This is a genomic window from Ralstonia edaphi, from assembly GCF_958350185.1.
GTDB classification, from domain to species: Bacteria; Pseudomonadota; Gammaproteobacteria; order Burkholderiales; family Burkholderiaceae; genus Ralstonia; species Ralstonia edaphi.
The window spans coordinates 301,878-328,698 of sequence record NZ_CATWHI010000002.1 but is presented as its reverse complement, the minus strand read 5'-3'; the positions used below and the strand labels follow the sequence as shown (position 1 = coordinate 328,698).

Here is a 26,821-nt window from a genome sequence, read left to right as displayed (position 1 = left end):
CCCACCAACGTAGGGATGCTGTCCGCCAACCCGCGTCAACAGGGTGTTTCAAACAGATCAAAACGACAACGCATGCATGCAAAAAGCGCGCATTGAGCGGCTCATGGACGTTGGCATGGACGTTGCATATTCAGGCTGCACGCCCGGCACAGGGCGCCACACGAAGAGCGCAACAACAGCACAGACAGCAAGGGGGCCATCATGAATCGCACCATTCAAGACGTCGAAATTGCCGCTGCCATCGACTCGGACCTGCTCCGCCGCCGCGAGCAGTTTGCCGGTCAGCCCGCCGCTTGGCGGGTGTGGTCCGAGGCCGCGCACGTTGCCACACTGAATGAACGCGCACGTAACGCCTTCATCGAGCACGTGGCCAATAGCCGCGGCGCCGATATCGCCCTGCGGCTGCTGCTGAAAGCGCAGTCGATTCGCGATCAGATTACGCAGACGCTGCTGACGAGCGAGACGCGCGCCACGCTGCATTGAGTTACGCGAGGGGATGCCGACCGCGCAGACGTGTCGGCGGCGGTGGGATGCAAAAGGCCTTGTCGGGAGACTGGGCCTTTTGCTTTTGGGCGATGGAAGGTGCCGCAGAAATGAAAATGCCCGCTTGCGCGGGCATTTGTGTTCTGGCGGAGAGAGGGGGATTCGAACCCCCGATAGGCTATTAACCTATACACGCTTTCCAGGCGTGCGACTTAAACCACTCATCCATCTCTCCGGAAGCCGGCGATTGTAGCACACCGGGCGAGCTAGCCAACCCCTGCAGCCTTGGTCTGGACGAGGTTGTCGGTTCGCAGGCGCAGCAAGCAACCGAGGCCGACCACTATTGCTGACCTCAGCCGTTTGACCGTACGCTTTGCCAGCAAAAAAATCACAAGGACAAGGAGACCACCGCCCCATGGATCTGGACGTCAACCACAAGCCGGTCAGCGTTGATTGCGACCCGGCCACGCCCCTGCTGTGGGTGCTGCGTGATCACCTGAACCTGACCGGCACGAAGTTCGGCTGTGGCGTTGCGGCGTGCGGCGCATGCACCGTACACGTGGACGGCGCGGCCGTGCGGTCGTGCGTGCTGCCGGTGGCGGCTGTGGCCGGCAAGCACATCACCACCATCGAGGGCCTGGCCGGCGGCGAGGGCAAACGCCACGCGCTGCAGCAGGCCTGGGTGGACGAGCAGGTGCCCCAGTGCGGCTACTGCCAATCCGGCATGCTGATGGCCGCAGCCGACTTGCTCGCCCAACACCCCGATCCGACTGATGCCGACATCGACGCGGCCATGACCAACATCTGCCGCTGCGGCACGTATCCGCGCATGCGCGCCGCCATCAAGCGCGCTGCCAAGGCGTTGCGGGAGGCGCGCGCATGAACGCGAAGGCAACGAAACCGCGCAGCGGACGCCGCCGTTTCCTGCTGGGTGCGCTTGGCATTGGCGGCGCACTGGTCGTCGGTTGGGGCGTGATGCCACCGCGCAGCCGCGTGGGCGACGCGAACATCTTCCCCGAGCACAACGGCGAGATTGCGCTGAACGGCTGGATCAAGATCACGCCCGAAGGCAACGTCGTGCTGGCCATGCCGCGTGTGGAGATGGGCCAAGGCATCCACACCGCGCTGTCGATGCTGGCGGCCGAAGAGCTGGACATTCCGCTCTCGCGCGTGAGCATCGAAAGCGCGCCGGTGGAGCGCATCTACGGCAACGTCGTGGCCATGGGCGACAGCTCGCTGCCGCTGCATCCCGACAGCGCTGAAAAGTCCTGGGCCCGCGCACTGCACTGGATCATGGCCAAGAGCGCGCGCGAGATCGGTCTCATCATTACCGGTGGCAGCAGCAGCACCGCCGACGGCTGGCAGCCCGTGCGCGAGGCCGCCGCCACGGCGCGTGCAGCGCTGGTGGAAGCGGCAGCGCGCGCATGGAACGTGTCGGCTGCCGAAGTCAGCATCCGCGAGGGGCAACTCATCGGCCCCGGCGGCAAGCAGTCCACGTTTGGCGAGATGGCCAAGTCGGCGCGTGGTATTTCTGCGCCGTCCAGCGTGACGCTCAAGCCGGCCTCGCAATTCCAGTTGATCGGCAAGCCGGCGCCGCGCAACGACCTGGCTGCGAAGACGGATGGCAGCGCGCGCTTCTCCATCGACACGCGCCTGCGGGGCATGCTGTACGCCGCCGTGGTGATGTGCCCGGTGTTTGGCGGCAAGCTCAAGACGTTCCAATCGAAGGCCGCGCTTGGCATGCCGGGCGTGCGTTACGTGGTGCCGTTCGAGGGCACAGCCGCTGGCGCGCCGGGCGTTGCGGTGGTGGCAGATCATTATTGGCAGGCGCGTCAGGCGCTGGCAACGCTGGAACTCGTGTGGGACAACGGCCCGCATGCCAAGCTCGATTCCGCAGGCATCCGGCAGCAGCTTGTCAGCGCACTCGACAGCGACAAGGGCGGCTTCACGTACCGATCGATGGGCGATGGCCTGAAAGCCTTCGACGAGGCCGATGGCGCCACCATCGTCGAGGCCGAATACAGCGCGCCCTATCTCGCGCACGCGACGATGGAGCCGATCAACTGCACCGCGCAGGTGACGGCAGACGGCGTGCATCTCTGGGCACCGACGCAGGTCGCCACGCTGGCGCGGCTGGTAGCGGCGCGCGCGGCCGGGGTGAGCGGCGACAAGGTCCATATCGACATCCCGCTCATCGGCGGCGGTTTTGGGCGACGGCTGGAATCGGACTTCATCGGCCAGGCCGTGACCATCGCGACCAAGACCGAAGGCAAGCCGGTGCAGGTGATCTGGTCGCGCGAAGAAGATGTTCGTCACGACTTCTATCGCCCGCACGCCATCGCCCGGCTCAAGGCGCGCGTCGAAAACGGCAAGGTCACCGCGATTGCCTCGCGCAGCGCCGGCCAATCGATTCTGGCCGGCGAGCTGGATCGACTGTTCGGTGCGCCATCGGCGGGCATCGATCGCTACACCGCCGAAGGCCTGTTCGACCTGCCGTATGAAATCGAGCACGAGCACATCGCGCATCTGGCGGTCGATCTGCCGGTTCCCGTGGGCTTCTGGCGCAGTGTGGGGCATTCGTACAACGGGTTCTTCATGGAGGGCTTTCTCAACGAGGTGGCGGCCGCGGCCAAGCTTGACCCGCTGGCGATGCGGCGTGACTTGCTGAAGGACCATCCGCGGGAGTTGAGGGTGCTGGACACCGTGGCGCAGGCTGCCGGTTGGGGGCAGCCGCTGGCACCCGCCGCTGACGGCGCACCGCGTGCGCGCGGCATTGCGCTGCATCCGAGCTTCGGTTCCGTGGTAGCGCAAGTGGTGGAGGTGTCGATGAAGGACGGCAGGCCGCGCGTGCATCGCGTTGTCTGCGCAGTCGATTGCGGCACGGTGGTCAACCCGGGCATCGTTGCGCAGCAGATGGAAAGCGCGGTCATCTTTGGCCTGACGGCGGCACTGTACGGCCGGATCGACATCAAGGACGGCCAGGTCGTGCAGTCGAACTTTCCCGACTACCCGGCGCTCAAGATGGCAGAGACACCCGTCATCGAAACGCATATCGTGCCGAGCACCGCGGAGCCCAGCGGTATGGGCGAGGTGGGCGTGCCGCCTATCGCGCCGGCGGTGGCCCATGCCGTGGCGCAGTTGACGGGAAAGCCGGTGCGGCAGTTGCCCATCGTCTGAAGGTCCGCGGCAGCGGCGTCGAACTCACAGGAGCGCATGGCGGATGGCAAACGCAGCCGCCTCCGCCCGATTGGCGCTGTGCGTCTTGCTCAGGATGCTGCTGACGTGGTTTGCCACTGTGTTGGGGCTGACGAACAATTCACGGGCAATCTGGCGGTTACCCTTGCCTTGCGCGATCAGGCGGAGCACCTGGGCCTCGCGTCGGCTCAACCCGGCGGGGTAGTGCTCCACCGTAGCCGCCTTGACCAACGCCCTGGCGGTCTCGATGCGCGCCAGCAAGCTGACCATCCCCAGCATTGCCGCCTCGTCTTTTGCGGCGCTCAACAAGGCATCTGCACGATCGAGATCGCCCGCCTCGCCACGACGCAGGAGCATCTGCGCAAAGTCTAGCCGCGTGCGAGCGAGGGCAGGCCTTGCGCCTTGGCGTTCGTTCATCGCCAGGGCGGCCTGAAAGTGTTGCTGCGCTTGTGACCAGTTGCCCATCGTTGTGGCCAATGCGCCCAGGATCGCGTCGGCTGCGCCGAACGAGGCGATTGCGGTGCCGAACACCAGGTTGCGCCCGCTGAACGGGACAAGCAGTCGATACAGCGCCGCCGCCCTGGCGGCATCGCCAAGCGCATGACACACGATGGCCAGATACGTGAGATTGGCTACCCAGACACCATCGCGCGCGATCGTGAGGAAGTCGGCGTTGGCGAGCGTGTCAAACGTCTTGCGCGCCGCCTCCAGTTGCCCGAGCTCTGCGCGCATCAAGGCGATGCCCGGCTGCCAGATGGCCATCGCGCTGGTGTGCTCAACGAACTGCTCGACCAGAGGTGCCACCTCGAGCAACCGGCCCTGTTCGCGGCGCAGCATGAACATCTGGACGCCGTAGACCCCGGCGGCATCCATGCCGGGCATGCGCCGCGCGATCTCGTAAGCGTTGGGTATGAGGCGCTCTGCATCGGCAAAGCGCCCTTCGAACAGTGCATGCATGGCGCGCGACATGCTGGCCGTGTAATGGATGAAAGGTTGGCGCAGCGTCTCCCCACTGCGCTCGTATTCCTCTAGGTTGGCTCGCCAGGCTGCCATGTCGCCGAGTTCAAAGTCATCGAAGAAGCGCCACGCACGTGTTGCACACATGAGCGTGCGGTCGCCGGCTTGCCGGGCCAGCTTGTAGGCTTCATCCGAGGCCGCGATGCGCTGGGCAATGTGCTCCTGCTGCCAGCGCAGCGACACGGTCGCAACAAGGGTGTCGGCCAGAGTTGCGGGGTCTCCCGCGCGGCGTGCCACTGCGATGGCCTGCTCGTGTACCCGGCTTGCTTGTGCCTCCTCGCCGCTGAAAATGAGGGCGCGCGCCAGGGCGCTCAGCAGGCGGGCGCTCATCACCGGCTCGTCGCTGCCCTGGGCTGCGAGAGCCTCGCGCAGGAGTTCGGCCGCGGGGCCCCCGGGCAGTCCTGGCGCCCAACTCGCTGTTTCGAAACCAAGTGCGGCGTAAGCGAGTTCCCTTGCATTGCCGTACTCCGCGCTCAGGCGAGCCGCTTCCTTGAACGTCTGCATGGCCTGGAGCCAATCACCGGCATGGCTGTGTGCGGTGCCTAGCGCATTGAGCAGGCTGCAGCGTGTCTCGCGCGCCAGGCCGCTGCCCGCGTCCATGGCCTGCAGTGCCATGTGGCAGTAGCGCGCCGATTCTTCGTGCGCGAGCAGGCGGTCGGCCCGCCGCGCCGCACGTTGCGCGTAATCCACCGCGAGTGCGGCGTCGCCTCCGGGCAGGGCGGCCCAGTGGTGATAGGCCAGCGCAGGCAGATGCGGCTCGAGGTCGTCGCCGTGAATCATCTCGATCGCACGCGCGAGCTTCAGATGGAGGCGGCTGCGCCGAGGGATGGGGATCTCGTCGTAGAGCGTCTCGCGGAACAAGGCATGGGCAAAGTGATAGTGGCCCGGGTCGCGCAAGGCCTCGACCACACGAGCCTGCAGCGCTTCGTCGAGGGCTGCGCCGCAGATCTCTTCGTCGACTTCGTCGGCCAGCGCAGTCAGCAGACGGAATTCAAATGCGCGGCCGATAACCGCCGCGGCGGTCAGCACCTTGTTCGCATTGGCGGACAAGCGATTCAAGCGCCGTCCGATCACTTCCTTGATGCCCTCCGGAATGCGTAGTACGTCCCCCGGGCTGGCGGACGATTTTTCCTGTACCAGCAGGCGGGTCATTTCGCCCACGAACAAGGGGTTCCCTTCCGTTTGCGCATGGACCGCATCGACCAGCGCGGGGGCGACGGTCGTATCGGCAGCCAGTTCCATCATGTGCGCGGTTTCCGCGTGCGTCAGCCCGCTCAGGCGCAACCGCTCGAAGCATGGTTGGCGCGCCAGTTCGCCCAGTGTGGCCGACAGCGGGTGCTGTCTCGATAGCTCGACATCACGGTACGTCACCAGGAGCAGAATGCGATTGCTGCACAGGTCAGGCGCAAGAAATTCCAGCAGGCGCAGGGACGACGCGTCGGCCCAGTGCAGGTTGTCGAGGATGAGCAGCAACGGATGTTGTTGCGCCGCGCGCTGCCAGAAGGTGTTGACGGCGTCGAACAGCCGGAAGCGCGCCTGCGCGACTTCGGTACTTGGCGTGGCAACTGCGCGATCACGCACCGGATCGGGCAACCGGTCTGCAAGGTCGGGAACGATTTCGGCGAGCGGCGCGACCCCGCAGGCCAATGCGTGGTGGATGCTGTCTTCGTCGTGTGAGGCAATCCAGCTACGCACCAGTTGTTGCCAGGGCCAGTAGGGCGGTGCGCCGGGCTCCTCATTGCAGCGGCCCCACAGCGTTTGCATGCCGTGTTGCTCTGCCTGTTGGGCAACGATTTCGGCGGTACGCGTCTTGCCGATGCCAGGTTCCCCAGCCAACGCCGCAATGCCGCCCCTGCCGTCTTGCGCTCGCGTCAGCAGGCGGCGCAGTACCTCGAGTTCACGCTCGCGGCCAACGAAGCGTGCCGTCGCGAGCGCGCTGTCACTGTTGCAGGTGCTGCCACCTGACGCGGCGGATTCCGCCTGCAGCGGCATGCCGCAACCGTCGCAAAACCGTGCGTCGGGCCGGCACAATCGGTGGCAGCAAGCGCAATGCATGGTTGCCGGGCGTCACACGAAGCTCTCCGGACGCACTTGACTCACCTCGATCACGACGTCAGCCGGCAGGCTTGCGAGGTGAGCTGCCTCTCGGATGGCATCCGCGCTTGGGGCTTCGTATAGGCAGTAGGTTTTCTTGCGGTCCGCCGAGAGAAAAGAGAAGACCCAGTTCACACCGACATCTGCATTGATGTGCTGGATGTTCGCAACGCTAGCGGCGCCGATCTCCAATGCTTCCGCAAACTGGCGTTCGATGAGAAACAGCGGCATTTGTCTTCCCTCCTGATGCGTCGACGGGCCACGCCGCCCTTGCGTTTTATTGAAGGCCGAAGAGGGAGCAAAACAAATAGTCAGTATTGACTATCCCGGGGCGGGCCGAGCGGCATACAAAAATGATCAAGGCAGCGGATGGAACGGACGATGTCCCGCTTCTAGACTTCCATCACGCTTTCCGGCGCCCGATTTTTTCCGCTCTGCAGATACAGCCAGATCGGTTCGGCCATGCTTGCCCAGGAGATCACCATGCTCGAAGACACCACGGTCCAGACGTTCCGTGCGCAGTTGCGGGGTGCGCTCGTCGAACCGGGCGATCCGCACTACGACGCGGCACGCCGCGTCTACAACGCGATGATCGACAAGCGGCCGCGCCTCATCGCGCAGTGCTCGGACGTGGCCGACGTGATTGCGTCAGTCAACTTCGCGCGCAATAACGGCTTGCTGCTGGCCGTGCGTGGTGGCGCTCACAATGGCGGCGGTCTGGGGGTGTGTGACGACGGTTTGGTGATCGATCTGGCCCGTTTGCGCGGCATTCGTGTCGATCCTGTTGCCCACACGGTGCGTGCCGAAGGCGGTTGCACGTGGGGAGACGTCGATCATGCGACGCACGCATTCGGCCTCGCAACGCCGGCCGGCATTATCAGCACCACCGGGGTTGGCGGGCTGACCCTGGGCGGAGGGATTGGTCATCTGGCACGGCGCTTTGGCCTGACGATCGACAATCTGCTGTCGGTCGATATCGTGCTTGCCGACGGCAGCTTCGTTACCGCCAATGCGCATGCCAACGAGGATCTGTTTTGGGCCGTGCGCGGTGGCGGTGGCAACTTCGGTGTCGTCACCTCATTCGAATTCCGCCTGCATGCGGTGAGCAACGTGGTCGCGGGCCCCACGCTTTGGCCGCTCGATCAAGCCGCCGACGTTCTGCGCTGGTACCGCGACTTCCTGCCGAAGGCGCCGCCCGAACTCAACGGCTTCTTCGCTTTTCTCACAGTGCCGCCAGCACCACCGTTCCCGCCCGCGTTGCATCTGCAGAAGATGTGCGGCGTTGTGTGGTGCTACACGGGCGACCCCGCAACGGCGGAAGCGGCATTCGCGCCAGTTCGAGCGCAACAGCCTGCGCTGTACGGTATCGGGACCATGCCTTATCCGATGTTGCAGACCGCCTTTGACGCGCTATATCCGCCTGGCCTGCAGTGGTATTGGCGCGCCGACTTCGTCAACGACCTCCCGGAAGAGGCCATCGCACTGCATGTGCAACATGGTTCGCAACTGCCGACCATGCATTCCACGATGCACCTGTATCCCATCGACGCTGCCGTGCATCGCATGGGGCGCAAGGAAACGCCGTTCGCCTACCGCGATTCGAAATGGGCGGCCGTCATCGTGGGCGTTGACCCCGACCCCGACCAGCGCGAGCGCATCACGAATTGGTGCAAAGGGTACTGGGACGCACTGCATCCCTATTCGGCGGGCGGGGCCTATGTGAATTTCATGATGGACGAGGGGCAGGAGCGGGTGCAGGCCACCTACCGCGATAACTACGCCAGGTTGGCAGCGATCAAGGCCAGATACGATCCGGGCAACCTGTTCCGCGTCAACCAGAACGTGAGACCCGCGTCGTGAGCATGCGCATGTTGATCAGTTGGTTGCAGGAACCTCATCCTGCAGAAAAGGAGGTGTGAAATGGACAGGAGACTGTGGATCGTCGTCACGGCAATCGTTGCCGCGTCAGGAGCAACCCTGACGCATGCGAGCGCCACACGAGATGTGTACACGGATGGCAGCGCCGGCATGGAGGCGCGCAATCCTTACACCGATGGCGGATTGGCCACGAGGTTCGACGTCTATGCAGACGGCGCGAGGGCTGGGAAATTCGATTCCTATACCGAAGGCACGCGTGTACCCACGACGGACGGTGCACGCTAGGCTATCTACAAAACAAAAGCCGCAGGTGTGTGCCTGCGGCTTTTTTCTTTGGAGCGATGCTGCCCAGCTCAGGCCGCGTCCGGAAACACCGGCTCGCCCAGATTCAGCATCAGCCGATTCGCCCACGCAAAGATGGCCACGGCGTGTATCAGGTCGAGAATCTCCGCGTCGGTCAGGCCAGCGGCCTTGAGCGGCTTCAGGTCTTCACCGCGCACGTCGCCCGGGCGCATCGTCAGGTCGATCGAGAACAGCACGATGGCACGCTCCCGCGCATTCGTGCCGGCGATGTGTGGGTCTTCAAAGACTTGCTTGATCACGTCGTTGCGCTTGGCAAGCTGTTCGAAGCGCTGCGCGTGGACAGACGCGCAATACACGCAGCCGTTGACGCGCGACACCACCGCGCTGGCGAGTTCGCGTTCCGCACGCGACAGGCCGCCCGGCGCATACATGATCGCGTTGAACGCCGCCGACCGCTGACGCAGGATCTCGGGCTGGTGAACGAGAAACCGGTAGTAGTCAGACGTTTTCGCCTTCGGATGGCTTTCTTCCAGCACGGCGATCTGCTCGGGCGTGGCGCGGTCGAGGTCGACCACATCCAGCCATGCTCGCCACTCAAGCGATTCGTTGGTGAAGCCGTGGGCGCGGATGATCTCGGTCATGCTGCGGTCTCCGTGGAGGCGGTGGCGCTGCCGTTGCCGGCAGCTTCGCGAAGCGCGCGCAAGCCGGCGACGAGTCGCGTCTGATACGACAGGAAAGCGATGAGCTGCGCGAGCGTCACGACGTCGGCCGTAGCGAGGCCCGCTGCGGGCAAGCGCAACAGCGCATCGCGGTCGCCCTCGATGGGGCGCTCGACGAGCGTGCGCGTGAAGGCGAGGATGGCGCGCAGGCGGGCGTCGGTCAGCGTGTCGATATCGCCGTGGTCGACGGCTTGCAACGCATCTGCGTCGACCGGCGTATTCGCGAGGCGTGCGCGGTAGTGTTCGGCCAGTTCAGCCGCCGGTGTCAGGCGGCAGGCATACAGCGCTACGAGCAGGCGTTCACCCAACGTCAGGCCGGGCAGGCCGGCGTCGAACAAGGCGTCGTAGCTGCCCTGCGTGGCCGTGGCGACCTTTTCGCGGGCATGGCGCAGCGCATGCGTGGCGCTGCCGTCGTCCAGGGCGGCAACCTGGTCGACCACATCTTGTGCGGGCGAGAAATCCATCGATGAAAGGCTCCGGGAATCGGGTACGGACGCGCCACGCGCGGCCACCGCGCTGGCGAGGAAGCGAAGCACTGCTGACCACGAGTGGGCGTCGGCGCGGGCGTTGGCACGCGGCTCGCCGCCGCCGGTGCTGATGCGGCCCGACACCGGGTGCGCATAGACGAGCTGCGTGGTGGGCACGTATGGGAAGACGATGGCGTGCCCCGCGCCTTCGTAATCGAAATGTTGGACGGGGTAGGGGTGGCGTACCTCGGCCAGTTTGGTGGTCACCATGCGCGAGTAGTCGCTCGAGGGCCACGAGCCGTCGTCGGTGGCGGAGAGCAGCAGCACCGGACCGCGCGCGCGTTCGATGCGGATGCGCGCACGTGCCACGGCATCGGCATCCTGCAGCGCGGTGCGGATGGCGCGCTCGTGGCGATGCGGCGCGGGGCCTTCGTCGAACGGTGCCCAGGTCGCTGTGCGGTTGCCTTCCCACAGATGCGGCAACGGCTGACCGCGATACAGCCACGTCGGGCCTTCGCGGCCGACGGCAGGGTCCGCGGCGTTCTGTCCGCTGTGCACGACGGCGCCCGGCACGTAACCGATGACCGCAGACACGGCTTCCGGGAACGTCGCGCCCAGCAGCAATGCCAGTTCACCCCCGCGCGACTGGCCGCTCACGGCAACGAAGTCGTGCAGTGGCTCCACGCGTTTGCGCAGCCAGGCAAGCGCACGCTCGAAATATTCCAGCGGCGTATTCGAGATGTAGTCCGACAGCCCCGGCGCCTTGAAGTAGGCCAGCGCAAACGCCGCATAGCCGTGCGAAGCAAACAGCGCCGCGCGCGGCTCGTTGATGCCGCCGCCCGAGCCGTTGAGGATGAGCACCGCAGGGCGCGGCCCCGGGTGCGCATACGGATCGGGCAGGTACAGCGTGCCGACCAGACCATCGTCGCGCACATCGTGGCGCGTCACGCCCGGCGCGGCCAGCCGTTGCACGAAGCGCGCGTGGACCGACTCGCCGTTGGCCGTGGCCGTCAGCGTGGTGGTCAACGGCTCTGTGACTGGCTGTGGAAACACCTCGCGTGCCTTGCCGTCTTCCGGGCGCTGGCTCCAGACGATGCCCATCGCGCTGACGCCGGCGTAGTCACCGGAGACGGGCGCGTCACGCGTCAGGTCCACGGTGCCGTGCGCATCGGCGACGAATGCGGCGCGGCTGTGCCACAGCACGCCATTGCCACGACGCGTTTGCGCGACGATGCCGACCTGGGCGCCGGGCGCGAGCCCCGTCACGACGATGCCGCGCGGTACGTCGATCAGGTCATCCGCCGGCGTCACGCTGAGCGCGAACGTTCCCATGGCGCTTACTTGCCGTCCTTGGTGACCATTTGCGCCGCCGTGCGATCGCTCGTCATCGGCGTCACCTTCAGGCCTTTCTTGGCGGCCCACACGTTCTGGTAGTGGTACAGCGGCATCACGCCAACATCATCCGAGACCAGCTTGACCGAATGGCGAAGAATCGCCGCGCGCTTTTCCACGTTGAATTCCTCGGTGGAGGCGTTCAGCGCGTTGTCGACAGCCGCGTTGCTGTAGTGGCCCCAGTTGGATGCGCCCAGGCCCTTCTTGGTGTCGACCGTAGCCAGCACGTTGACCAGTGCGTAGCTTGCTTCGCCCGTGCCGTTGCCCCACGCCAGCATGCTCATCGCATATTCATTCTTGTTGGCGCGGCCCGAGTAGACCGACCAGGGCACCACTTCCACGCGCGCCTTCACGCCGATGCGCGTCCAGAACTGCGCCACCGCCTGCGCCGTTTCGGGGCCTTGCGGGTATCGGTCGTTCGGCACGTGCATCACGAGGTTGAAGCCCTGCGGAAAGCCTGCGTCGGCCAGCAGCTTCTTGGCCTGCGCCGGGTCGTAAGCGATGTCCTTCACGTCCGGGTTGTAGCCGTACGTGTCCGTCGGCATCCACTGGTTGGCGACGGTGGCGGCACCTTGCAGGATGCGGTCGACGATCGCCTTGCGGTCGATGGCCAGTGACAGCGCGCGGCGCACGCGCACATCCAGCAGCGGATTGTTCGGCAGCGGCTTGCCGTCGTTGCCCGTGATGTACTCGTTCGGCCCCTTGCGGAAGCTCGGCTGCAGCAGCATCACGCGCAGGCCGGGGTAGGCAAACACCTTCACATTGGGCGACTGGCGCAGGCGCGCCAGGTCAGACACCGACACCTTGTCGATGACGTCCACCTCGCCCGAGAGCAGGTTGGCCGTACGCGCGGCAGCGTTGTTGATGTAGCGGTAATTGACCTTCTCCCAGAGCTGCTTGCCGCCCCAGTAGTTGTCGTTGCGCGCCATCACCACGCGGTCGCCCGGCACATACGAGACGAACTTGTAGGGGCCCGTGCCCACCACGGCGCGACCTGCGTTGTAGTCCTCGGTGGACGATTTTTCGCCCACATGCTTGCTGACGATGTGCACGGATGCGAGGTTCAGCGGCAAGTCCGGGTTCGGGATGTTCGTCTTGATGATCAGCGTCAGCGGGTCTTTGGCCGTGACGGACTCCACCGTGCGCAGATAGCCCGCGAACGTTGCCACGCTGCCCGGCACGCTGCGCGCGCGCTGGTACGAGAAGATGACGTCATCGGCCGTGAACGGCTGGCCGTCGTGCCATTTCACGTTCGGGCGCAGCTTGAATTCCCACGTCTTCGGATCCAGCGTCTTCCACGACAGCGCCAGGCCGGGCTGCAGCTTGTTCCACTTGTTTTCGACCAGCAGATCCCAGAAATGCACGTCGACGGAGCGGTCGCCAGCGTGGTTGTTCAACTGCGGGTCGAGAGACGACAGCGGATCGGCAAAGGCGATGTTCAGCGTTTGCGCGCTCACGGCGCCAGCGGCAGTCAGCAGGGCAACGGCAAGCGATGAAGCAAGGAGGCGTTTCACGGTGATTTCCCTTTTCCCTTTTTGTTGGAATCGTTGGCTTATTGCAGATCGTTCAAATGGCACGCGCTGACGTGGTTGATCGCAATGCCGCGCAGCGTCGGCGTTTCGGTCTTGCAGCGGGGCATGGCGTGCGGGCAGCGCGGGTGGAAATGGCAGCCGGTCGGCGGGTGCAGCGGGCTGGGCATCTCGCCTTGAATGGCGGTGAACGTCTTGTGCCGGGCCGACAGACGCGGAATCTCCGCCAGCAAGGTCTGCGTGTAAGGGTGATTCGGGCGGCGGAAGACTTCCTCTGCCGGGGCCGATTCGACTACGCGGCCGAGGTACATGATCACCACCCGGTCCGACAGGTGTTCCACCACGCCCAGGTCGTGGCTGATGAACAGGTAGGTCAGGTTCAGCTGCTCGCGCAGGTCCATGAACAGGTTCAGGATCTGCGCCTGGATCGACACGTCGAGCGCGGCCACCGCCTCATCGCAGACGAGCATCGACGGCTGCACCGCCAGCGCACGCGCAATGCCGATGCGCTGCCGCTGGCCGCCGCTGAACTGATGCGGATAGCGGTCGCGCAGGGCGGGGTCGAGGCCGGCGCGCTGCATCTGCGCAGCCACGTAATCGGCAAAGTTGGCGCGGTCGGTCAGACCGTGCACGCGCGCCGCCTCGCCGACGATCTCTTCCACGCGCAGGCGCGGGTTGAGGCTCGCATACGGGTCCTGGAAGATCATCTGGATCTTCAGGCGGGCCGCGCGGGCTTCCTCTGCGGAGAGCGTGTCGACAGCCTTGCCGTCCACGCGCACCTCGCCCGCCGAGGGCGGCATCAGGCCCGCAGCAATCCGGCCGAGCGTGGATTTGCCGCAGCCCGATTCGCCGACGAGGCCGACGACTTCACCGGGCTGGATCGCGAGGTCGACGCCATCAACGGCACGAACAATCGCAGGCGGATGCGCCAGACCAAAGCGCTGCAGAATGCGATCGGCCACGCCGACCTTGCGATCGCCAAAGCGTTTGCTGACCTGCTTGAGTTCGACGAGCGGTGTGCTCATGCGACCTCCTGCGAGGAAGCGTGCTGCGCGCCCGGATGGAAGCAGCGTACAAGGCGGTCAGGTATGGGCTGCGTGATGTCGGGGCGTACGCCGCAGACCTCGGTGGCACGCGGGCAGCGTGCCGCAAACGCGCAGCCCGCGGGCAGCGACAGCAGGTTCGGTGTCATGCCGGGAATCTGGCGCAGGCGCTGGCCGCGCCGGTTCTCACTGGGCAGGCTGTCGATCAGGCCCATGGTGTAGGGGTGCAGCGGGGCATCGAGAACGGCATCGACGGGGCCGTGTTCGACGATGCGGCCGGCGTACATCACGGCCACCTCGTCGGCCAGCCCGGCTACGACAGACAGGTCATGCGTGATCCAGATCAGCGCCGTGCCGTGCATGCGCGCGAGCTTCTGCACTTCCGACAGGATCTGCGCCTGGATCGTCACATCGAGCGCCGTGGTCGGTTCGTCGGCAATGATCAGGTCCGGCCGATGCAGCATCGCAATGGCAATCGCCACGCGCTGGCGCATGCCGCCCGAAAGCTGATGCGGATAGGCGCGCAGCCGTTCTTCGGGGCTCGGAATGCCCATCAGGCCGAGCGTGTCGCGCGCGTGGTCCCACGCCTGTTTGTGGCTCATGCTGCTGTGCGCGCGCACGGCCTCAATCATCTGGGCATCGATGCGCAGCACGGGGTTGAGCGTCATCATCGGGTCCTGGAAGACCATGGCGATGCGGTTGCCCTGCAGCTTGCGCAATTCACGCGGGGGCAGCTTGGTGAGGTCGCGGCCCTGGTAGAGGATCTCGCCGCCGACGACGCGGCCGGGCGGGTCCACCAGACCCATGATGGAGAACCCGGTGACGGACTTGCCCGAGCCGGACTCGCCCACCAGCCCGAGGATGCGCCCGCGCGCGAGCGAGAACGACACGTCGTCCACGGCCGGCAGCACGCCTTCGCGCGTGAAGAAGTGCGTGCGGAGGTTGCGGACTTCGAGGGTGGTCGCGTGGGTGGACGCCGTCATCGTTGCGTCCTCGGGTTCAGCACTTCACGCAGGCGGTCGCCCACCAGGTTGATGGCCACCAGCGCCAGCAACAGCGCGATGCCCGGATAGAAACTGATCCAGTACTGGCCTGAGAGCATGTATTGGTATCCGTTGGAAATCAGCAGGCCAAGAGACGGCTCGGTAATGGGCACGCCCAGGCCCAGGAACGACAGCGTTGCCTCCAGCGTGATCGCGCGCGCCACCTGCAGCGTGCCCACCACGATCAGCGGCGGCAGGCAGTTCGGGAGGATGTGCCGGAGTGCAATGCGCCAGCCGGGCAGGGCGAGCGAGCGCGCGGCTTCCACGTATTCGCGGCGACGCTCGACCAAGGCTTGGCCGCGCACCGTCCGCGCGTAATACGCCCACTCCAGCAGCACCAGCGTCAGCACGACATTCGTGATGCTCTTGCCGAGATAGGCGAGGATCATCATCGCCACCAGCACCGACGGGAACGACAGCAGCAGGTCGACCGTGCGCATGATGATGCTGTCGACGCGGCCGCCGGCATACGCGGCAATCAGGCCGAGCAGCGTGCCGATCACCGCCGCCACGGCTGCCGAACCGATCCCCACGCCCAGGCTGATGCGCAGGCCATAGAGGATGCCGGAATACAGATCACGCCCCTGGCCATCGGTGCCGAGCCAGTACGTGAACGTCCCCAAGCCATTCGGCGAGCCCGGCGGCAGGCGCGAGTCCAGCACGTCGAGCTGCATCAGGTCGTATGGATTCTGCGGCGTGATCCACGGCGCGGCCAGCGCGGCGAGCATCAGGATCACGACCACCACGAGCCCAAAGACGGCGGTCTTGGATGCCAGAAAATCGGACACCACGCGGCGCCACGGCGACTGCTTGCGCGGGGCGGCAACCGCCGCTGCGGTGGTGGGTCGCGGAGTTGTATTCATTATGCAGCCTCCGCGCTGTCCGCCGCACGCACGCGTGGGTCCAGCAGCCGATACAGGATGTCGACGATCAGGTTGAGCGACACGAACAGGCACACCACGACGATGAGGTAGGAAACGATGACCGGCCGGTCCAGCGAGTTGATGCTATCGAGGATCAGCTTGCCCGCGCCGGGCCACGCGAAGATGCTTTCCGTCACCACCGCAAAGGCGATGGTCGAGCCCAACTCCAGGCCCAGCACCGTCACCAGCGGGATCAGCGTGTTGCGCAGCACGTGCGCCAGCACGACGCGCAGCGGCGACAGGCCCTTGGCACGCGCGAACTTCACGAAGTCCTGCGGCAGCACCTCGCGCACGCCCGCAGACGTCAGCCGCAGCACCAGCGAGAGCTTGAACAGCGACAGGTTGACCGCCGGCAGTACCAGGTGCCGCAGGCCATCGATGGTCAGCCACGACCATTCGATGCCGAACAGGCGCGCCGTTTCGCCGCGTCCGCTTGCGGGCAGCCAGCCGAGGCTCACGCTGAACGCCATGATCAGCATCAGGCCCACCCAGAACGTCGGCAATGAGAAGCCGACCACGCTGCCCGTCATGAGCAGGCGCGACACCGGATGGCGCGGATACAGTCCCGCGAACAGTCCCAGCGGCACGCCGATCACCACCGCGATGATCAGCGCAGAAAACGCCAGCTCCAGCGTGGCCGGCAGCCGTTGCAGGATGAGTTGGATGGCCGGTTCGTTGTAGACGAAGCTCTTGCCGAGATTGCCGTGCAGGGCGCCGTTCAGGAAGGCGAGGTACTGCTCCCACAGCGGCTTGTCCAGACCCAGCTCGGCAATGATGCGCGCGCGGTCGATCTGGTCGACGTCCTGGCCGATCAGGATGTCGACCGGGTTGCCGATGGCGTGCAGGCCGATGAAGACGATCACCGTCATCACCAGCACGACCAGCAGCGCCTGGCCGATGCGGCGGATTAACCAACCTGTCATCGCGCAGCCTCCTGGCTGGATGTGGTATTCGCTTCAACACCGGGCGGCGGGGCGGGCGTCCATTCATCGCCGAAGATTTCCGGCTCGGCATAGGCCTGGATGGCGGCGTAGTGCGCGTCGATGTCTTCCTGGTACAGCATGCCGGCAATGCCCTGCGCCAGCCGCTTCGCACCTTCGCTGATGGCCGGGATGTCGCCCGAGACGCTGCCGTGCGTGACCGACGCCGGATAGCAGAAGCAATGCACGCGCGACAGGCCGGGCAGCGTGCCGGGCGTTTTCTCGCGAAATTCGAACGCGTGGCCGAGGTCGGGCGAATCGGCCAGTTCTGCGTCTTCCTCGCCGGGGCGCGGTGTGTAGCGGTCGCGCCATTGACGGATGTGCGGCGCCAGTGCGCTGAATTCGGGGCGCGCGGCCCAGTCGGTCCGAAAGCCCGTCGAGAAGATCAGGAAGTCCAACTGGAATACGCCCTTGGTCGTGGCCACGTGCAGCACACCGTCGTGCTCGTCGACGCCCAGGATGCCGCAACCCAGGTTGAAGCGCGCGTTCGGATGCCGCGACACACGCAGCGTGCTGCCGCGCGGCGGGGGCACCTGCTCGACATTGATGTAATGGCGGATGCGCCATTTCCATGCGTCGGGCAGATGCAGGTGGCCATGCACGAGGCCTGGGCTGCCGGCGCCCTTGCCCTTGTTCACACGCGGCAGGTCGGGGCGGCGGATCAGCATGTCGACGCTGGCGGCACCGGCTTCCAGCGCCGTCGCGGCCGAATCCATCGCGGATGCGCCTGCGCCGATCACGCCCACGCGCTTGCCGGCCAGCGTGCCGTAGTCCATCGCGTCAGACGAATGCGCCCACCAGCGGCGCGGCAGCCGATGCGCGAAGTCCGGCACGGATGGGCCGCCAAGCCCATCACGGCCGGTGGCCAGCACCACGCGGCGCGCAAACACGCGCTGCGTCGGTTGGCCCGGCGCGTCGATCAGCAATTCAACGGCGCCATCCACGCGCGGGTGGATCGCCTTCACGTAATGTTCGTTGCGAACGTCGAGCTGCAGGACGCGGCGGTACCAGCGCAGGTAGTCCATCCATTGCAGGCGCGGGATCTTGTCGAGCACCTCCCACGCATCGGTGCCGAACTGCGCTTCAAACCATGCGCGGAACGTCAACGCCGGCAGGCCCAGCGCAGGGCCGGTCAGTTGCTTTGGCGAGCGCAGCGTTTCCATGCGCGCCGTCGTTGCCCACGGGCCTTCGAAGCCGGCGGGCGAGCGGTCGAATATCACCACGCCGATGCCAAGATGCTTGAGCGATGCCGCCGCAGCCAGGCCCGCCATGCCGCCCCCGATGACGGCCACGTCCAGCACGGGTTGCCCTTCTAACGTGTGTGGCAGCGTCCAGTTTTTCGCGGGGAGTTCGAGCCACGACAAGTCCTGGTGCAAACGGGCTTCCAGCGCTGCGAGCCCGGCTGCTTGCGGCGCGTTGTCTTGTTGTGCAGCAGTCATGCGGACGCGCCTTCGGTTTCGTTGATGGATTCGCCATACAGCACCTGCAGCATGCTGGCATGACGTGCCGGATCGTGCAGCTTGCAGTCCGGCAGCAGACGCTGCGCTGCGTGCGCGAGCGCGTCGGTCAGCGAGGTCACCGCCGCCGAGGGCCGCTTGGCCTCGGGGGTGATCACGCCAAAGAAGAACGGGATGTCGGCGTCGATTGGGCGCACGGTCACGCCGTCGATCGGCACGCCGTAGGCCGTCACGGGCTCCAGCAACGCGACGCCCAGGCCCGCACGCACGGCGGTCAGTGCATTGAGCGACGCGTTGGTCTCGATGAGGGAGGTGGGCTCTACGCCGGCCTTCGCCAGTGCCTGGTCCAGACGGCGGCGCAATCGATACGGGTTGTGCATCGTGATGATGCGCTGTCCGGCGCAATCGGCCAATGCGACGCGCTTGCCGGCGGCCAGCGGGTCGTTTGCCCGTACGGCAGCCACGCATGCGGCTTCGCCGATCCAGTGCACGGTTACGCCGCGATGCTCCAGCGGGAGGCTGCTGATGCCAAGGTCGGCAGCGCCGGTCAGCACGGCGTGCACAACCTGTTCGGGCGACGCGCTGCGAATCTGGATGTGCTGCGCGAGTTCCGGCTCATCGGCCAAGGCAGCGGGCAGCAAGCCGGCCGCCAATGCCGACGTGGCCGCCAGGCGTAGCGGGCGTGCCTCGCCGCGCGCGATTTCTTCGGCACGGGTGCGGATCTGACGTAAGCTGATCAGCGTATGCTCAACGTCTTCGTACAGCAGGAAACCCTGCTCCGTCGGCGAGACGCGCGGCCCCGCGCGCGTGAACAGGGCGTAGCCGATTTCGGCTTCGAGGTCCTGGATGAGCCGGCTGATGGCAGGCTGCGAGCGTCCCAGCAGCTTGCCTGCCGCGGTGACGCTGCCGGTCGACATGACCGCGGCAAATGCTTCGAGTTGTCGGAGTTCCATCCGCCTGTTTGATCCCAGTCATGCATGTTGTTCGTGCATTCTGGTAGAGGCAGTATGCGATTTCCAAATAGTATTTTCTTATGTACTCATGCGTTTTGCGCTGGCAACCGCTATGTCCCGCGGTGTAACCACTGCCGAGGCAGGCTGCGGCGCAGCGCGCGTCTATTTGACGAAGGTGCCGTTCGGCCCAATCACCGTCAGCTCGACATAGTTCGACCCCTTGCGCAGGTTCGGGCCGTAGCGGACTTCCAACCCGCCAAGGTCGATCGTGCCGGCTGATTCCAGCCCCGAGACAAAGCTGGCTCGCGTGGGTGACCTGCCCGCGCGCTTGAGCCCTTCGACCAGCACACGCGCGGCGGCGTAGCCTTCCATCATGGCGTACGACGGCGTCACCCCGGCCGCCTTCGCGCTGGATGCCAACTCTCGGCCCAGCAACGAAGTCGAGCGCACAGGGGAGGGCATGACTTGCGAAACCACCACGCCGCGCCCCAGCGCCCCCAGCGATTTCGCAAAGGCCAGACCGGCGTTGTTGGACAGTGCGGCAATCTGCGTCACCGTGCCTTGCTTGTTGAGCGCCTCGATCATTGCGCGCGCCGTCGTGCCCGGACAGGCCAGGATCACCGCTTGTGGTGCGAACTTGCCGACGTCTGCGGCTGCCTTGGCGATATCCGGTTTCAGGCGGTCGACGGTGAGGATGCTGTGCGCGTCGGCGGGGAGCTTTTTCGTGGCGTTGTTGAAGCCGATCTCGGTGTCCTTGCCGAAGGTGTCGTTCACGTTCACGAGCGCCAGGCGGCGCAGGCCGAGCGTGTCGAAGTAATGCACCAGCTCGGCAATCTCAGCCTGGTATTTTGCGCGTACCACGAAGAGCAGCGGGTCGGGCTGATCGAAGAACGTTGAGGCACCGGTGGACGGCGCCACCACCGGCACGCCGAGCGGACGCGCCTCCGTCATGATCGCCTCGGTATTCGGGGTGCCGCGCGGCAGGAAGAGGGCAAAGACCTGCTTGTCGACCAGCAGTGCGTGCGCGTGTTTCTTTGAGGCTGCCGCATCGAAGGCGTCGTCTTCCGAGATCAACTCGATCTTGCGCCCATTCACGCCGCCCCCGCGGTTCACGGCATCGAGATAAAGCTTGGCGCCCTGCGTCATCTCCTGGACCTGTTCGCCGGCGGGACCCGTGAAGCCCGCCGTCTGGCCGATGATGATCTTGGTGTCGGTGACGCCCGGCTCGGCCATCGTGTGGCCAGATGCCAGCAACAGCCCCGACAGCCATGCGCATACAATGGCGCCGCGCAAGGCGGTGTTGCGACCTGTCATGTCTCCCCCTTTTTTTTTGGGTGATTGTTTTGTCTTGTGCCGATACGGCAGCGCACCGCAACATCGGCCGCACGATGCTAGCCGAGAAGCTCCGCGCCGCCCCTCCGGATTTCCCTAGGGCTGCAACATTGCCACAACGCTGGATGCGGGATTCGGGCAAAAAAAACCGCCGTGCGAGACGGCGGCATTGGCGTTCAGCGAAGCGCCGGTCAGTTGTTCTGCTTCGTGATCTTCGTGCCTTCGATCGATGCGCCGGCCATCAGGCCCGCGTTGGTCAGGTTGAAGCCGATGATCGGCTGCTGGGCGGTGTTGGTATCGACCGCGCCGTTCGCGCCGATCTTTGCCAGCGCCACGGTGGCATCGACGCCGGCCGTCCAGCCTTGGCTGTTCTGGAATTTCTGCAGCGCTTCGTCCGTCATGAACAGAATGATGAGCGCACGCGATTGCGCGCCGGCCTGGAAGCCCACTGACGCCGACGCGATGTTGTAGTAGCCCAGCGGACGGCCGCCGCCGGTGCGCAGCACGCCTTCGCCGTACTGGCCGCCCACCACGAAGCCGGCGTTCAGCACCGATGGGAAGACCAGCACGCCCTTGGCGCGCGCAACCAGGTCACGCGAGCCATTGGCCGTGGTGTACAGGCGTGACAGCACGGAATCCGCTTGCGAATTGGTGGTGGCGTGCTTGTTGGTCGACGACATTACGTCGGAGCCCTGCGCATTCGGGCTGGTCGTGGTACAGGCCGCGATCTGGGTACCGAGCAGTGCGACAGCAGCAAGGGCGGCGGCGCGGGTGACGAGGGTCTGGCGGCTGATGAGGTTCTTTTTCATGGCGATCGATCTCACTGTCTTTGTTGTTGACGAGGGACACAGGCACACACGCATCCCGGCTCTGACTCGGTCCCATGCGCTGGGCAAGGGTGTCGACCAAGGTGGAGCAAGCGGCGTGCCCGCCATATCGCATAAGCGCCGGAGCGCTCAATTCCTGACATTAGGCGAGATTTGTGCCGCATGTGGCGCTTTTGCTTCACGGCTTTGTAAAAACGCAAGCCGACTGCAATGTGAGTCGCCTTTTTCACGCGCAACAAAAAACCGGCGCTTCAGGCCGGTTCTTCGTGCATGCAGGAGACGCGCAGGATCAGCGGTCAGATCCAGATGATCAACGCTGCCACGCCAATGATCAGGCCGAACTTCACCACGTAATAGACCTTGCGGTTCCACGCCTTGAAGCGTCGGCGGTACTGGCCCATCACCCACACATAGCGGAACAGCTTGTTGATACCGCCGGTCTGGTCGCCGTCGTCGTTGGGCGAGCTGGCGGCGGTCATGACCTTGCGGCCCAGCCATTTGTTGATGCGCTGCGCCCAGCCGAATTTCATCGGACGTTCGATATCGCAGAAGAGGATCAGGCGGTCCTTGTCGGAGGCGTTTTCGGCCCAGTGAAGATAGGTCTCGTCAAAGACGACGCCCTGGCCGTCGCGCCAGCTGTGGCGCTCGCCGTCGACTTCGATGAAGCATCGGTCGTCGTTGGGCGTAGACAGGCCCAGGTGATAGCGCAGCGAGCCGGCAAACGGATCACGGTGCGGGTTCAGCTTGCCGCCCGGCGGCAGCTCGGCAAACATCGCCGCCTTCACGCTGGGCAGATCGCGCAGCAGCGCGACCGTCTGCGGGCAGAGCTGTTCGGCTGAAGGGTGATGCGCTTCGTACCACTTCAGGTAGAAGCGCTTCCAGCCATTCTTGAAGAACGAGTTGAAGCCGGCATCGTCGTTTTTCTCGGCGGCCTTGATCTTACGCAGGTTGATGAGCGCCAGGCCCTCGTCGCGGATCTGCGGCCACGCGGCCTGCAGCTTTTCCAGATCCGGAAAGCGTTCGACCGGCACATACGGCGTCTGCGGTACGCCGGAAAACGCGTACATGAAGCAATTGACCGGCGCGACCACGGCCGAGTGGTCGAACATCTGGCGCCAGAATTTCAGGCGCACCTTGCCGCGAAAGTGCACGTACAGAATGGAGCCCAGATAGAGGGCCACGATAATCCACTTGATCAAGGCGATTTCCTTGCCGCGCGAAGGCGGTCAGCAATTGAGTGCATGCGCTGTCAGCGCAATCCGGCATTTTACCCGTGGCGAGACCGCGCCGCGTATATGCCTGCCAACAGAGCACCGTGGTTTTGTGACGCCACGTTATCGTTTGCGGTGTCTTCGTAATATGGAACGTTTGTGTCGATTTGTCGCGAAATGTGCGTCGCGTTCTACAATTCCGTTTTCGTCCACCAGGCCCCCTGGTTACGGGCGATCACCGGAGGGAGCGATGGACGTCAAAAAACGCGACGAAGAATCCAGCGACATGCCGACCACCATTGGCATCGCGCCGGGCAGTGCGGAATCGCTGGAGGCGTCCATCCGCCGCGCCCAGGAAGCGTTGTCCGCGGTGTCCACCCGACTGGCAAGCCGGCCTGCTGCGCCGCGCCCGGAACCGGCCAAGGATCGCTTCGTAGAAACGGACGACGCCATGTCACCCGCGCAAGCGCGCGCCCTGGCCGAGCGTTGCATCGCCGGCGATGTCGCGGAGCCGGCAAGCCTCGCGCGGGCGTTTTCTGCGTTGCTCGGACAAATCGATGGATTGGAAGCCGACCATGCCGGCCGGCGTCGCGTGCTGCGGCAGTGGATGGTGAGCCAACTCACCTACAAGATGCTGTATCTGCACCACACCGGGCAGGATTCGACCGTGCCGCCACGTGCGTTGCGCGCTCAGAAGGAGCGGGTGAAGGCGCAAGTTTCGGCATTGCTGGACGCTGGGCGCGCCTATGCCGATGTGCGCCTGACCGACCTGTGCTTTGCCGAGGATGCCGGTGCAGCCGGTCAGGACTGAATGATCATGCGATCAAGCGATCCGGCTCAATCGTCATCGTCTTCGTCGGGTTCGGAGTCGAGAAAATCGCGGCGGGTGAGCCAGTCGGCGATGGCCTGGTCGCAGGCGTTCTTCAGCTTGGACTTGTTATCCACCTTGTCGAACAGGGTGAAGTTCATCAGGGCCAGGCCCAGGTCGGTGATGTAGAACATCCGCTTCGGGTTGTCGAAGTGGACGATGCGGCCGTCGATGTCGCCTTCGTCTTCGGGCTCGGCAGGGGCGTCTTCGAGTTCGACCACGCGGCAGGTGAAGCGCGGTGTGCGGGTGTGCGTCAGATATTCGAATTCATCGTGCGACACTTCGCCGGACGGTGTGACGGCAATGGCGAAGCCCCAGATAAAGCGCGGGGTCGGCAGATCCGACAGCTCGTCGATTTCATCCATCCTTGTTTCTCCAGTCTGATGACGGCTTGTATTAACGGCGCATTATCGCGCGACCCGTGCTGCACGGAAAGCACAATGCACGCCCGACATTGTGGGGCGCCGACATGACGGACCTGCGCATCCAGCGCATTCGGGATGGGCTCGCGGCCCGGAACGCGTTCCATGCCGACGCGCTGATCCCGTGGATTGTTGCCGGACAACGCGTCGGCTGGCTGAGCCGGGAGCGCGCGTCGCTGCTTGCGCGTTGGCCGCAGTGGTTCGACGTATCGGCGCAGCGGGTCGATTTGCGGGAGGCGCTCGGCAACGAGGCCGCCCGCACCGCAGCGCTGGCCGAAGTCATCGCGCGCCTTGCCGAAGATGGCCACGTGCGGGGTTGGCGCGACGAGCGTTTCGCCGTCAACACCGGCTGGGGTACGCCCACGCTGGCGCTGATCGAGCGCGCCGCCGCGCGTTTCTTCGGTATTCGGACCTATGCCGCACACATGAACGGCCTGATTGCCGGCGCGGATGACGCCGGGCCGGCGCTCTGGCTGGCCCGCCGCGCCGAAACCAAGCCGATCGACCCCGGCATGTGGGACAACCTTGTCGCCGGCGGCATCGGTCATGGCTTCGGTGCACGCGGCGCGCTGGAGAAGGAATGCTGGGAAGAGGCGGGCATCGGCGCCGACCTGGCTGCGCAGCTGGTGCCGTGCGGCACGCTGGATGTGCTGCGCGAAGTGCCCGAAGGCATCCAGTGCGAAACGTTGTTCGCCTTTGACCTGACGCTGCCGGACAGCTTCGTCCCCGCCAATCAGGACGGAGAGGTCGCCGGCCACTTGCGTGCCAGCCGCGACGCGGCGCTTGATATCATGGCGGACTTCGCGATGACGGTCGACGCGACGCTCGTCACCCTCGACGCCCTGGCGCGGCTGGGCTCGTCCCCTACGCCACAGCGGTTTGCGCCCGACAACAATACATAAAACGCTTCATGAGTCACTCCGGTTTCATTCTCACCTTGTCGTGCCCGGACCAGCCCGGCATCGTCCACGCCGTGTCGGGTCTGCTGTTCGAGCAAGGCTGCAATATTCTCGATTCGGACCAGTTCGGCGACGAATTCACGGGCCGTTTCTTCATGCGCGTGCATTTTGTGCCGCAGGGCCAGCCGCTGGACCTTGCCGCCCTGCGTGACCGCTTTGCGCCCATCGGCGAACGTTTCTCCATGCAGTGGGGCATGTTCGACGCGGCGGTCAAGCCGCGCGTGATGATTCTGGTCTCGAAGATTGGCCATTGCCTGAACGACCTGCTGTTCCGCGCCCGCGCAGGCCAGCTGCCGATCGAGATTGCGGCCATCGTTTCGAATCACCGCGATTTCTATCAGCTGGCGGCGTCGTACGACGTGCCGTTCATGCATTTGCCGTTGCTGCAGGCGACGGACGCGCAGAAGGCCCAGCAGGAAGCCCGCATCTGGGAAATCGCGCAGGAGCAGCAGATCGACCTGGTGGTGCTCGCGCGCTATATGCAGATTCTTTCCGACGATCTGTGCCGCAAGCTGGAAGGCCGCGCCATCAACATCCACCATTCGTTCCTGCCGAGCTTCAAGGGCGCCAAGCCGTATTACCAGGCGCACGAGCGCGGTGTGAAGCTGATTGGTGCAACAGCCCATTACGTGACGGCCGATCTGGACGAAGGCCCGATCATCGAGCAGGAAATCGAACGCGTGGACCACAGCATGGACCCGGAACAGCTCACCGCCGTGGGCCGCGACGTGGAATGCGTGGCGCTGGCCCGTGCCGTGAAGTGGCATGCGGAACACCGCATCCTGCTCAACGGCCACAAGACCGTCGTCTTCAAGTAATCCAGTCAGAGTAGGGGAGCGCGCGATGCGACAGATCATTCTCGATACCGAAACCACCGGCCTGAATGCCGCCACCGGCGACCGCGTGATCGAAATCGGCTGCGTGGAGATGGTCAACCGCCGCCTGACCGGCCGCAACCTGCACTTCTACATCAACCCCGAGCGCGAGATCGACGCGGGCGCGATGGCCGTGCACGGCATCACCAACGAGTTCGTGGCCGACAAGCCGAAGTTTGCCGAGATCGTCGACGAGATCCGCGACTACGTGCAGGGCGCCGAGGCGATCATCCACAACGCCGCGTTCGACCTGGGCTTCCTGGACATGGAATTCCAGCGCCTCGGCCTGCCGCCCTTCCGCGAGCACCTGTCGGGCCATATCGACACGCTGCGCGAGGCGCGCCAGATGTTCCCCGGCAAGCGCAACTCGCTCGATGCGCTGTGCGACCGTCTGGGCGTCAGCAACGCGCACCGTACGCTGCACGGCGCATTGCTGGATGCGGAACTGCTGGCCGAGGTCTACCTCGCCATGACGCGCGGCCAGAACACGCTGGTGATCGACATGCTGGAGTCGGGCGAGGGCGCATCGGCCGAAGCCGTCGCCGTTGATCTGAGCGCGCTGCAACTGCCGGTGCTGCTGGCGACCGAAGCCGAGGCCGAGGCGCACGCAAGTGTGCTGAAGGAGATCGACAAGGCCAGCGGCGGCAAAACCGTCTGGACGCGCGAGGCTGTGGAAGCTGCGCCGGCTGCCTGATCAAAAAAATGTGCAGCCAGGGTATTTACACGGCCGCGCCTTTTCGCCATAATCTCGTTTTCACCGCATTCGGGTGGTTAGCTCAGCGGTAGAGCACTGCCTTCACACGGCAGGGGTCACAGGTTCAATCCCTGTACCACCCACCAAACTGGCGAGA

Annotated in this window: 24 protein-coding genes and 2 tRNA genes; 10 read left to right on the top strand and 16 right to left on the bottom strand. The window is 65.1% G+C overall.

Going from position 1 to position 26,821, the window contains the following annotated elements; translation table 11 throughout:
• Positions 1 to 201 precede the first annotated feature (201 nt).
• Positions 202 to 483: a DUF7696 family protein gene (locus R2669_RS06680; protein ID WP_147213861.1), complete on the top strand. Its 282-nt coding sequence runs from the start codon at positions 202 to 204 to the stop codon at positions 481 to 483.
• Positions 484 to 627: 144 nt separating this feature from the next.
• On the opposite strand, the gene R2669_RS06675 is transcribed toward R2669_RS06680, so the two are convergent.
• Positions 628 to 718 (bottom strand) — tRNA-Ser (locus R2669_RS06675).
• A 180-nt stretch (positions 719 to 898) separates the two neighbouring features.
• Between R2669_RS06675 and R2669_RS06670 the strand changes: the two genes are divergently transcribed.
• Both R2669_RS06670 and R2669_RS06665 read left to right on the top strand, forming a co-directional pair.
• A complete protein-coding gene (locus R2669_RS06670; protein WP_147213860.1) occupies positions 899 to 1,366 on the top strand; it encodes a (2Fe-2S)-binding protein in 468 nt (155 codons plus the stop codon).
• Positions 1,363 to 3,660 (top strand): xanthine dehydrogenase family protein molybdopterin-binding subunit, encoded by a 2,298-nt coding sequence (locus tag R2669_RS06665; RefSeq protein WP_316899323.1) that lies wholly within the window; start codon positions 1,363 to 1,365, stop codon positions 3,658 to 3,660. The genes R2669_RS06670 and R2669_RS06665 overlap by 4 nt, the downstream gene beginning before the upstream one ends.
• 24 nt (positions 3,661 to 3,684) lie before the next feature.
• Here R2669_RS06665 and R2669_RS06660 read toward each other — a convergent pair whose 3' ends face one another.
• Both R2669_RS06660 and R2669_RS06655 read right to left on the bottom strand, forming a co-directional pair.
• Complete coding sequence (locus R2669_RS06660; RefSeq protein WP_186829230.1) at positions 3,685 to 6,687, bottom strand: ATP-binding protein; 3,003 nt, start codon at positions 6,685 to 6,687, stop codon at positions 3,685 to 3,687.
• A 75-nt stretch (positions 6,688 to 6,762) separates the two neighbouring features.
• Positions 6,763 to 7,020: a DUF4242 domain-containing protein gene (locus R2669_RS06655; RefSeq protein ID WP_147213857.1), complete on the bottom strand. Its 258-nt coding sequence runs from the start codon at positions 7,018 to 7,020 to the stop codon at positions 6,763 to 6,765.
• Between the two features lie 357 nt (positions 7,021 to 7,377).
• Here R2669_RS06655 and R2669_RS06650 point away from each other — a divergent pair, with 357 nt between their 5' ends.
• Together R2669_RS06650 and R2669_RS06645 are read left to right on the top strand one after the other, a co-directional pair.
• On the top strand, positions 7,378 to 8,649 hold the full coding sequence (locus tag R2669_RS06650) for an FAD-binding oxidoreductase (RefSeq protein WP_261796942.1): 1,272 nt from the start codon (positions 7,378 to 7,380) through the stop codon (positions 8,647 to 8,649).
• Positions 8,650 to 8,709: 60 nt separating this feature from the next.
• Complete coding sequence (locus R2669_RS06645; protein WP_147213855.1) at positions 8,710 to 8,952, top strand: hypothetical protein; 243 nt, start codon at positions 8,710 to 8,712, stop codon at positions 8,950 to 8,952.
• 68 nt (positions 8,953 to 9,020) lie between these two features.
• Here R2669_RS06645 and R2669_RS06640 read toward each other — a convergent pair whose 3' ends face one another.
• From R2669_RS06640 to lpxO, 12 genes are all read right to left on the bottom strand, one after another.
• Positions 9,021 to 9,611: a peroxidase-related enzyme gene (locus R2669_RS06640; protein WP_316899319.1), complete on the bottom strand. Its 591-nt coding sequence runs from the start codon at positions 9,609 to 9,611 to the stop codon at positions 9,021 to 9,023.
• Positions 9,608 to 11,488, bottom strand: coding sequence for an acyl-CoA thioester hydrolase/BAAT C-terminal domain-containing protein (locus R2669_RS06635; protein ID WP_316899318.1), 1,881 nt, complete (start codon positions 11,486 to 11,488; stop codon positions 9,608 to 9,610). Before R2669_RS06635 ends, R2669_RS06640 begins: the two co-directional genes overlap by 4 nt.
• 5 nt (positions 11,489 to 11,493) lie before the next feature.
• A complete protein-coding gene (locus tag R2669_RS06630; RefSeq protein ID WP_316873410.1) occupies positions 11,494 to 13,062 on the bottom strand; it encodes an ABC transporter substrate-binding protein in 1,569 nt (522 codons plus the stop codon).
• 38 nt (positions 13,063 to 13,100) lie between these two features.
• Positions 13,101 to 14,102: an ABC transporter ATP-binding protein gene (locus R2669_RS06625; RefSeq protein WP_316899317.1), complete on the bottom strand. Its 1,002-nt coding sequence runs from the start codon at positions 14,100 to 14,102 to the stop codon at positions 13,101 to 13,103.
• Positions 14,099 to 15,103 carry an ABC transporter ATP-binding protein gene (locus R2669_RS06620; RefSeq protein WP_316899315.1) on the bottom strand — a complete coding sequence of 335 codons (1,005 nt, stop codon included), beginning with the start codon at positions 15,101 to 15,103 and terminating at the stop codon, positions 14,099 to 14,101. Before R2669_RS06620 ends, R2669_RS06625 begins: the two co-directional genes overlap by 4 nt.
• Positions 15,100 to 16,026 (bottom strand): ABC transporter permease, encoded by a 927-nt coding sequence (locus R2669_RS06615; RefSeq protein WP_316899313.1) that lies wholly within the window; start codon positions 16,024 to 16,026, stop codon positions 15,100 to 15,102. The genes R2669_RS06620 and R2669_RS06615 overlap by 4 nt, the downstream gene beginning before the upstream one ends.
• On the bottom strand, positions 16,026 to 17,009 hold the full coding sequence (locus R2669_RS06610) for an ABC transporter permease (protein ID WP_316899311.1): 984 nt from the start codon (positions 17,007 to 17,009) through the stop codon (positions 16,026 to 16,028). The genes R2669_RS06615 and R2669_RS06610 overlap by 1 nt, the downstream gene beginning before the upstream one ends.
• The gene (locus tag R2669_RS06605) at positions 17,006 to 18,505 is read right to left on the bottom strand and encodes a flavin-containing monooxygenase (RefSeq protein ID WP_147213848.1); all 1,500 of its coding nucleotides are present in this window, start codon (positions 18,503 to 18,505) and stop codon (positions 17,006 to 17,008) included. The genes R2669_RS06610 and R2669_RS06605 overlap by 4 nt, the downstream gene beginning before the upstream one ends.
• Positions 18,502 to 19,476 (bottom strand): LysR family transcriptional regulator, encoded by a 975-nt coding sequence (locus R2669_RS06600; protein ID WP_316899310.1) that lies wholly within the window; start codon positions 19,474 to 19,476, stop codon positions 18,502 to 18,504. Before R2669_RS06600 ends, R2669_RS06605 begins: the two co-directional genes overlap by 4 nt.
• A gap of 162 nt (positions 19,477 to 19,638) precedes the next feature.
• Entirely contained in the window at positions 19,639 to 20,790 is a 1,152-nt protein-coding gene (locus R2669_RS06595) for an ABC transporter substrate-binding protein (RefSeq protein WP_316899309.1), read from the bottom strand.
• Between the two features lie 209 nt (positions 20,791 to 20,999).
• Positions 21,000 to 21,617, bottom strand: a complete 618-nt coding sequence (locus R2669_RS06590; protein WP_147213845.1) for a BPSL1445 family SYLF domain-containing lipoprotein — start codon at positions 21,615 to 21,617, stop codon at positions 21,000 to 21,002.
• Positions 21,618 to 21,931: 314 nt separating this feature from the next.
• Positions 21,932 to 22,834, bottom strand: coding sequence for a lipid A hydroxylase LpxO (gene lpxO / locus R2669_RS06585; protein ID WP_232040357.1), 903 nt, complete (start codon positions 22,832 to 22,834; stop codon positions 21,932 to 21,934).
• A gap of 262 nt (positions 22,835 to 23,096) precedes the next feature.
• On the opposite strand from lpxO, the gene R2669_RS06580 reads away from it, so the two are divergent.
• Entirely contained in the window at positions 23,097 to 23,657 is a 561-nt protein-coding gene (locus R2669_RS06580) for a hypothetical protein (RefSeq protein WP_316899308.1), read from the top strand.
• Positions 23,658 to 23,683: 26 nt separating this feature from the next.
• Here R2669_RS06580 and R2669_RS06575 read toward each other — a convergent pair whose 3' ends face one another.
• A complete protein-coding gene (locus R2669_RS06575; protein ID WP_316873423.1) occupies positions 23,684 to 24,079 on the bottom strand; it encodes a hypothetical protein in 396 nt (131 codons plus the stop codon).
• Positions 24,080 to 24,183: 104 nt separating this feature from the next.
• Here R2669_RS06575 and R2669_RS06570 point away from each other — a divergent pair, with 104 nt between their 5' ends.
• The 4 genes from R2669_RS06570 to R2669_RS06555 all read left to right on the top strand — a co-directional run bounded on the left by R2669_RS06570 (position 24,184) and on the right by R2669_RS06555 (position 26,810).
• On the top strand, positions 24,184 to 25,038 hold the full coding sequence (locus tag R2669_RS06570; RefSeq protein WP_316899306.1) for an NUDIX hydrolase: 855 nt from the start codon (positions 24,184 to 24,186) through the stop codon (positions 25,036 to 25,038).
• Positions 25,039 to 25,046: 8 nt separating this feature from the next.
• Entirely contained in the window at positions 25,047 to 25,913 is an 867-nt protein-coding gene (gene purU / locus R2669_RS06565) for a formyltetrahydrofolate deformylase (RefSeq protein ID WP_147213840.1), read from the top strand.
• Between the two features lie 25 nt (positions 25,914 to 25,938).
• A complete protein-coding gene (gene dnaQ, locus R2669_RS06560) occupies positions 25,939 to 26,664 on the top strand; it encodes a DNA polymerase III subunit epsilon (RefSeq protein ID WP_316899304.1) in 726 nt (241 codons plus the stop codon).
• Positions 26,665 to 26,735: 71 nt separating this feature from the next.
• Positions 26,736 to 26,810, top strand: a tRNA-Val gene (locus R2669_RS06555).
• Positions 26,811 to 26,821 lie beyond the last annotated feature (11 nt).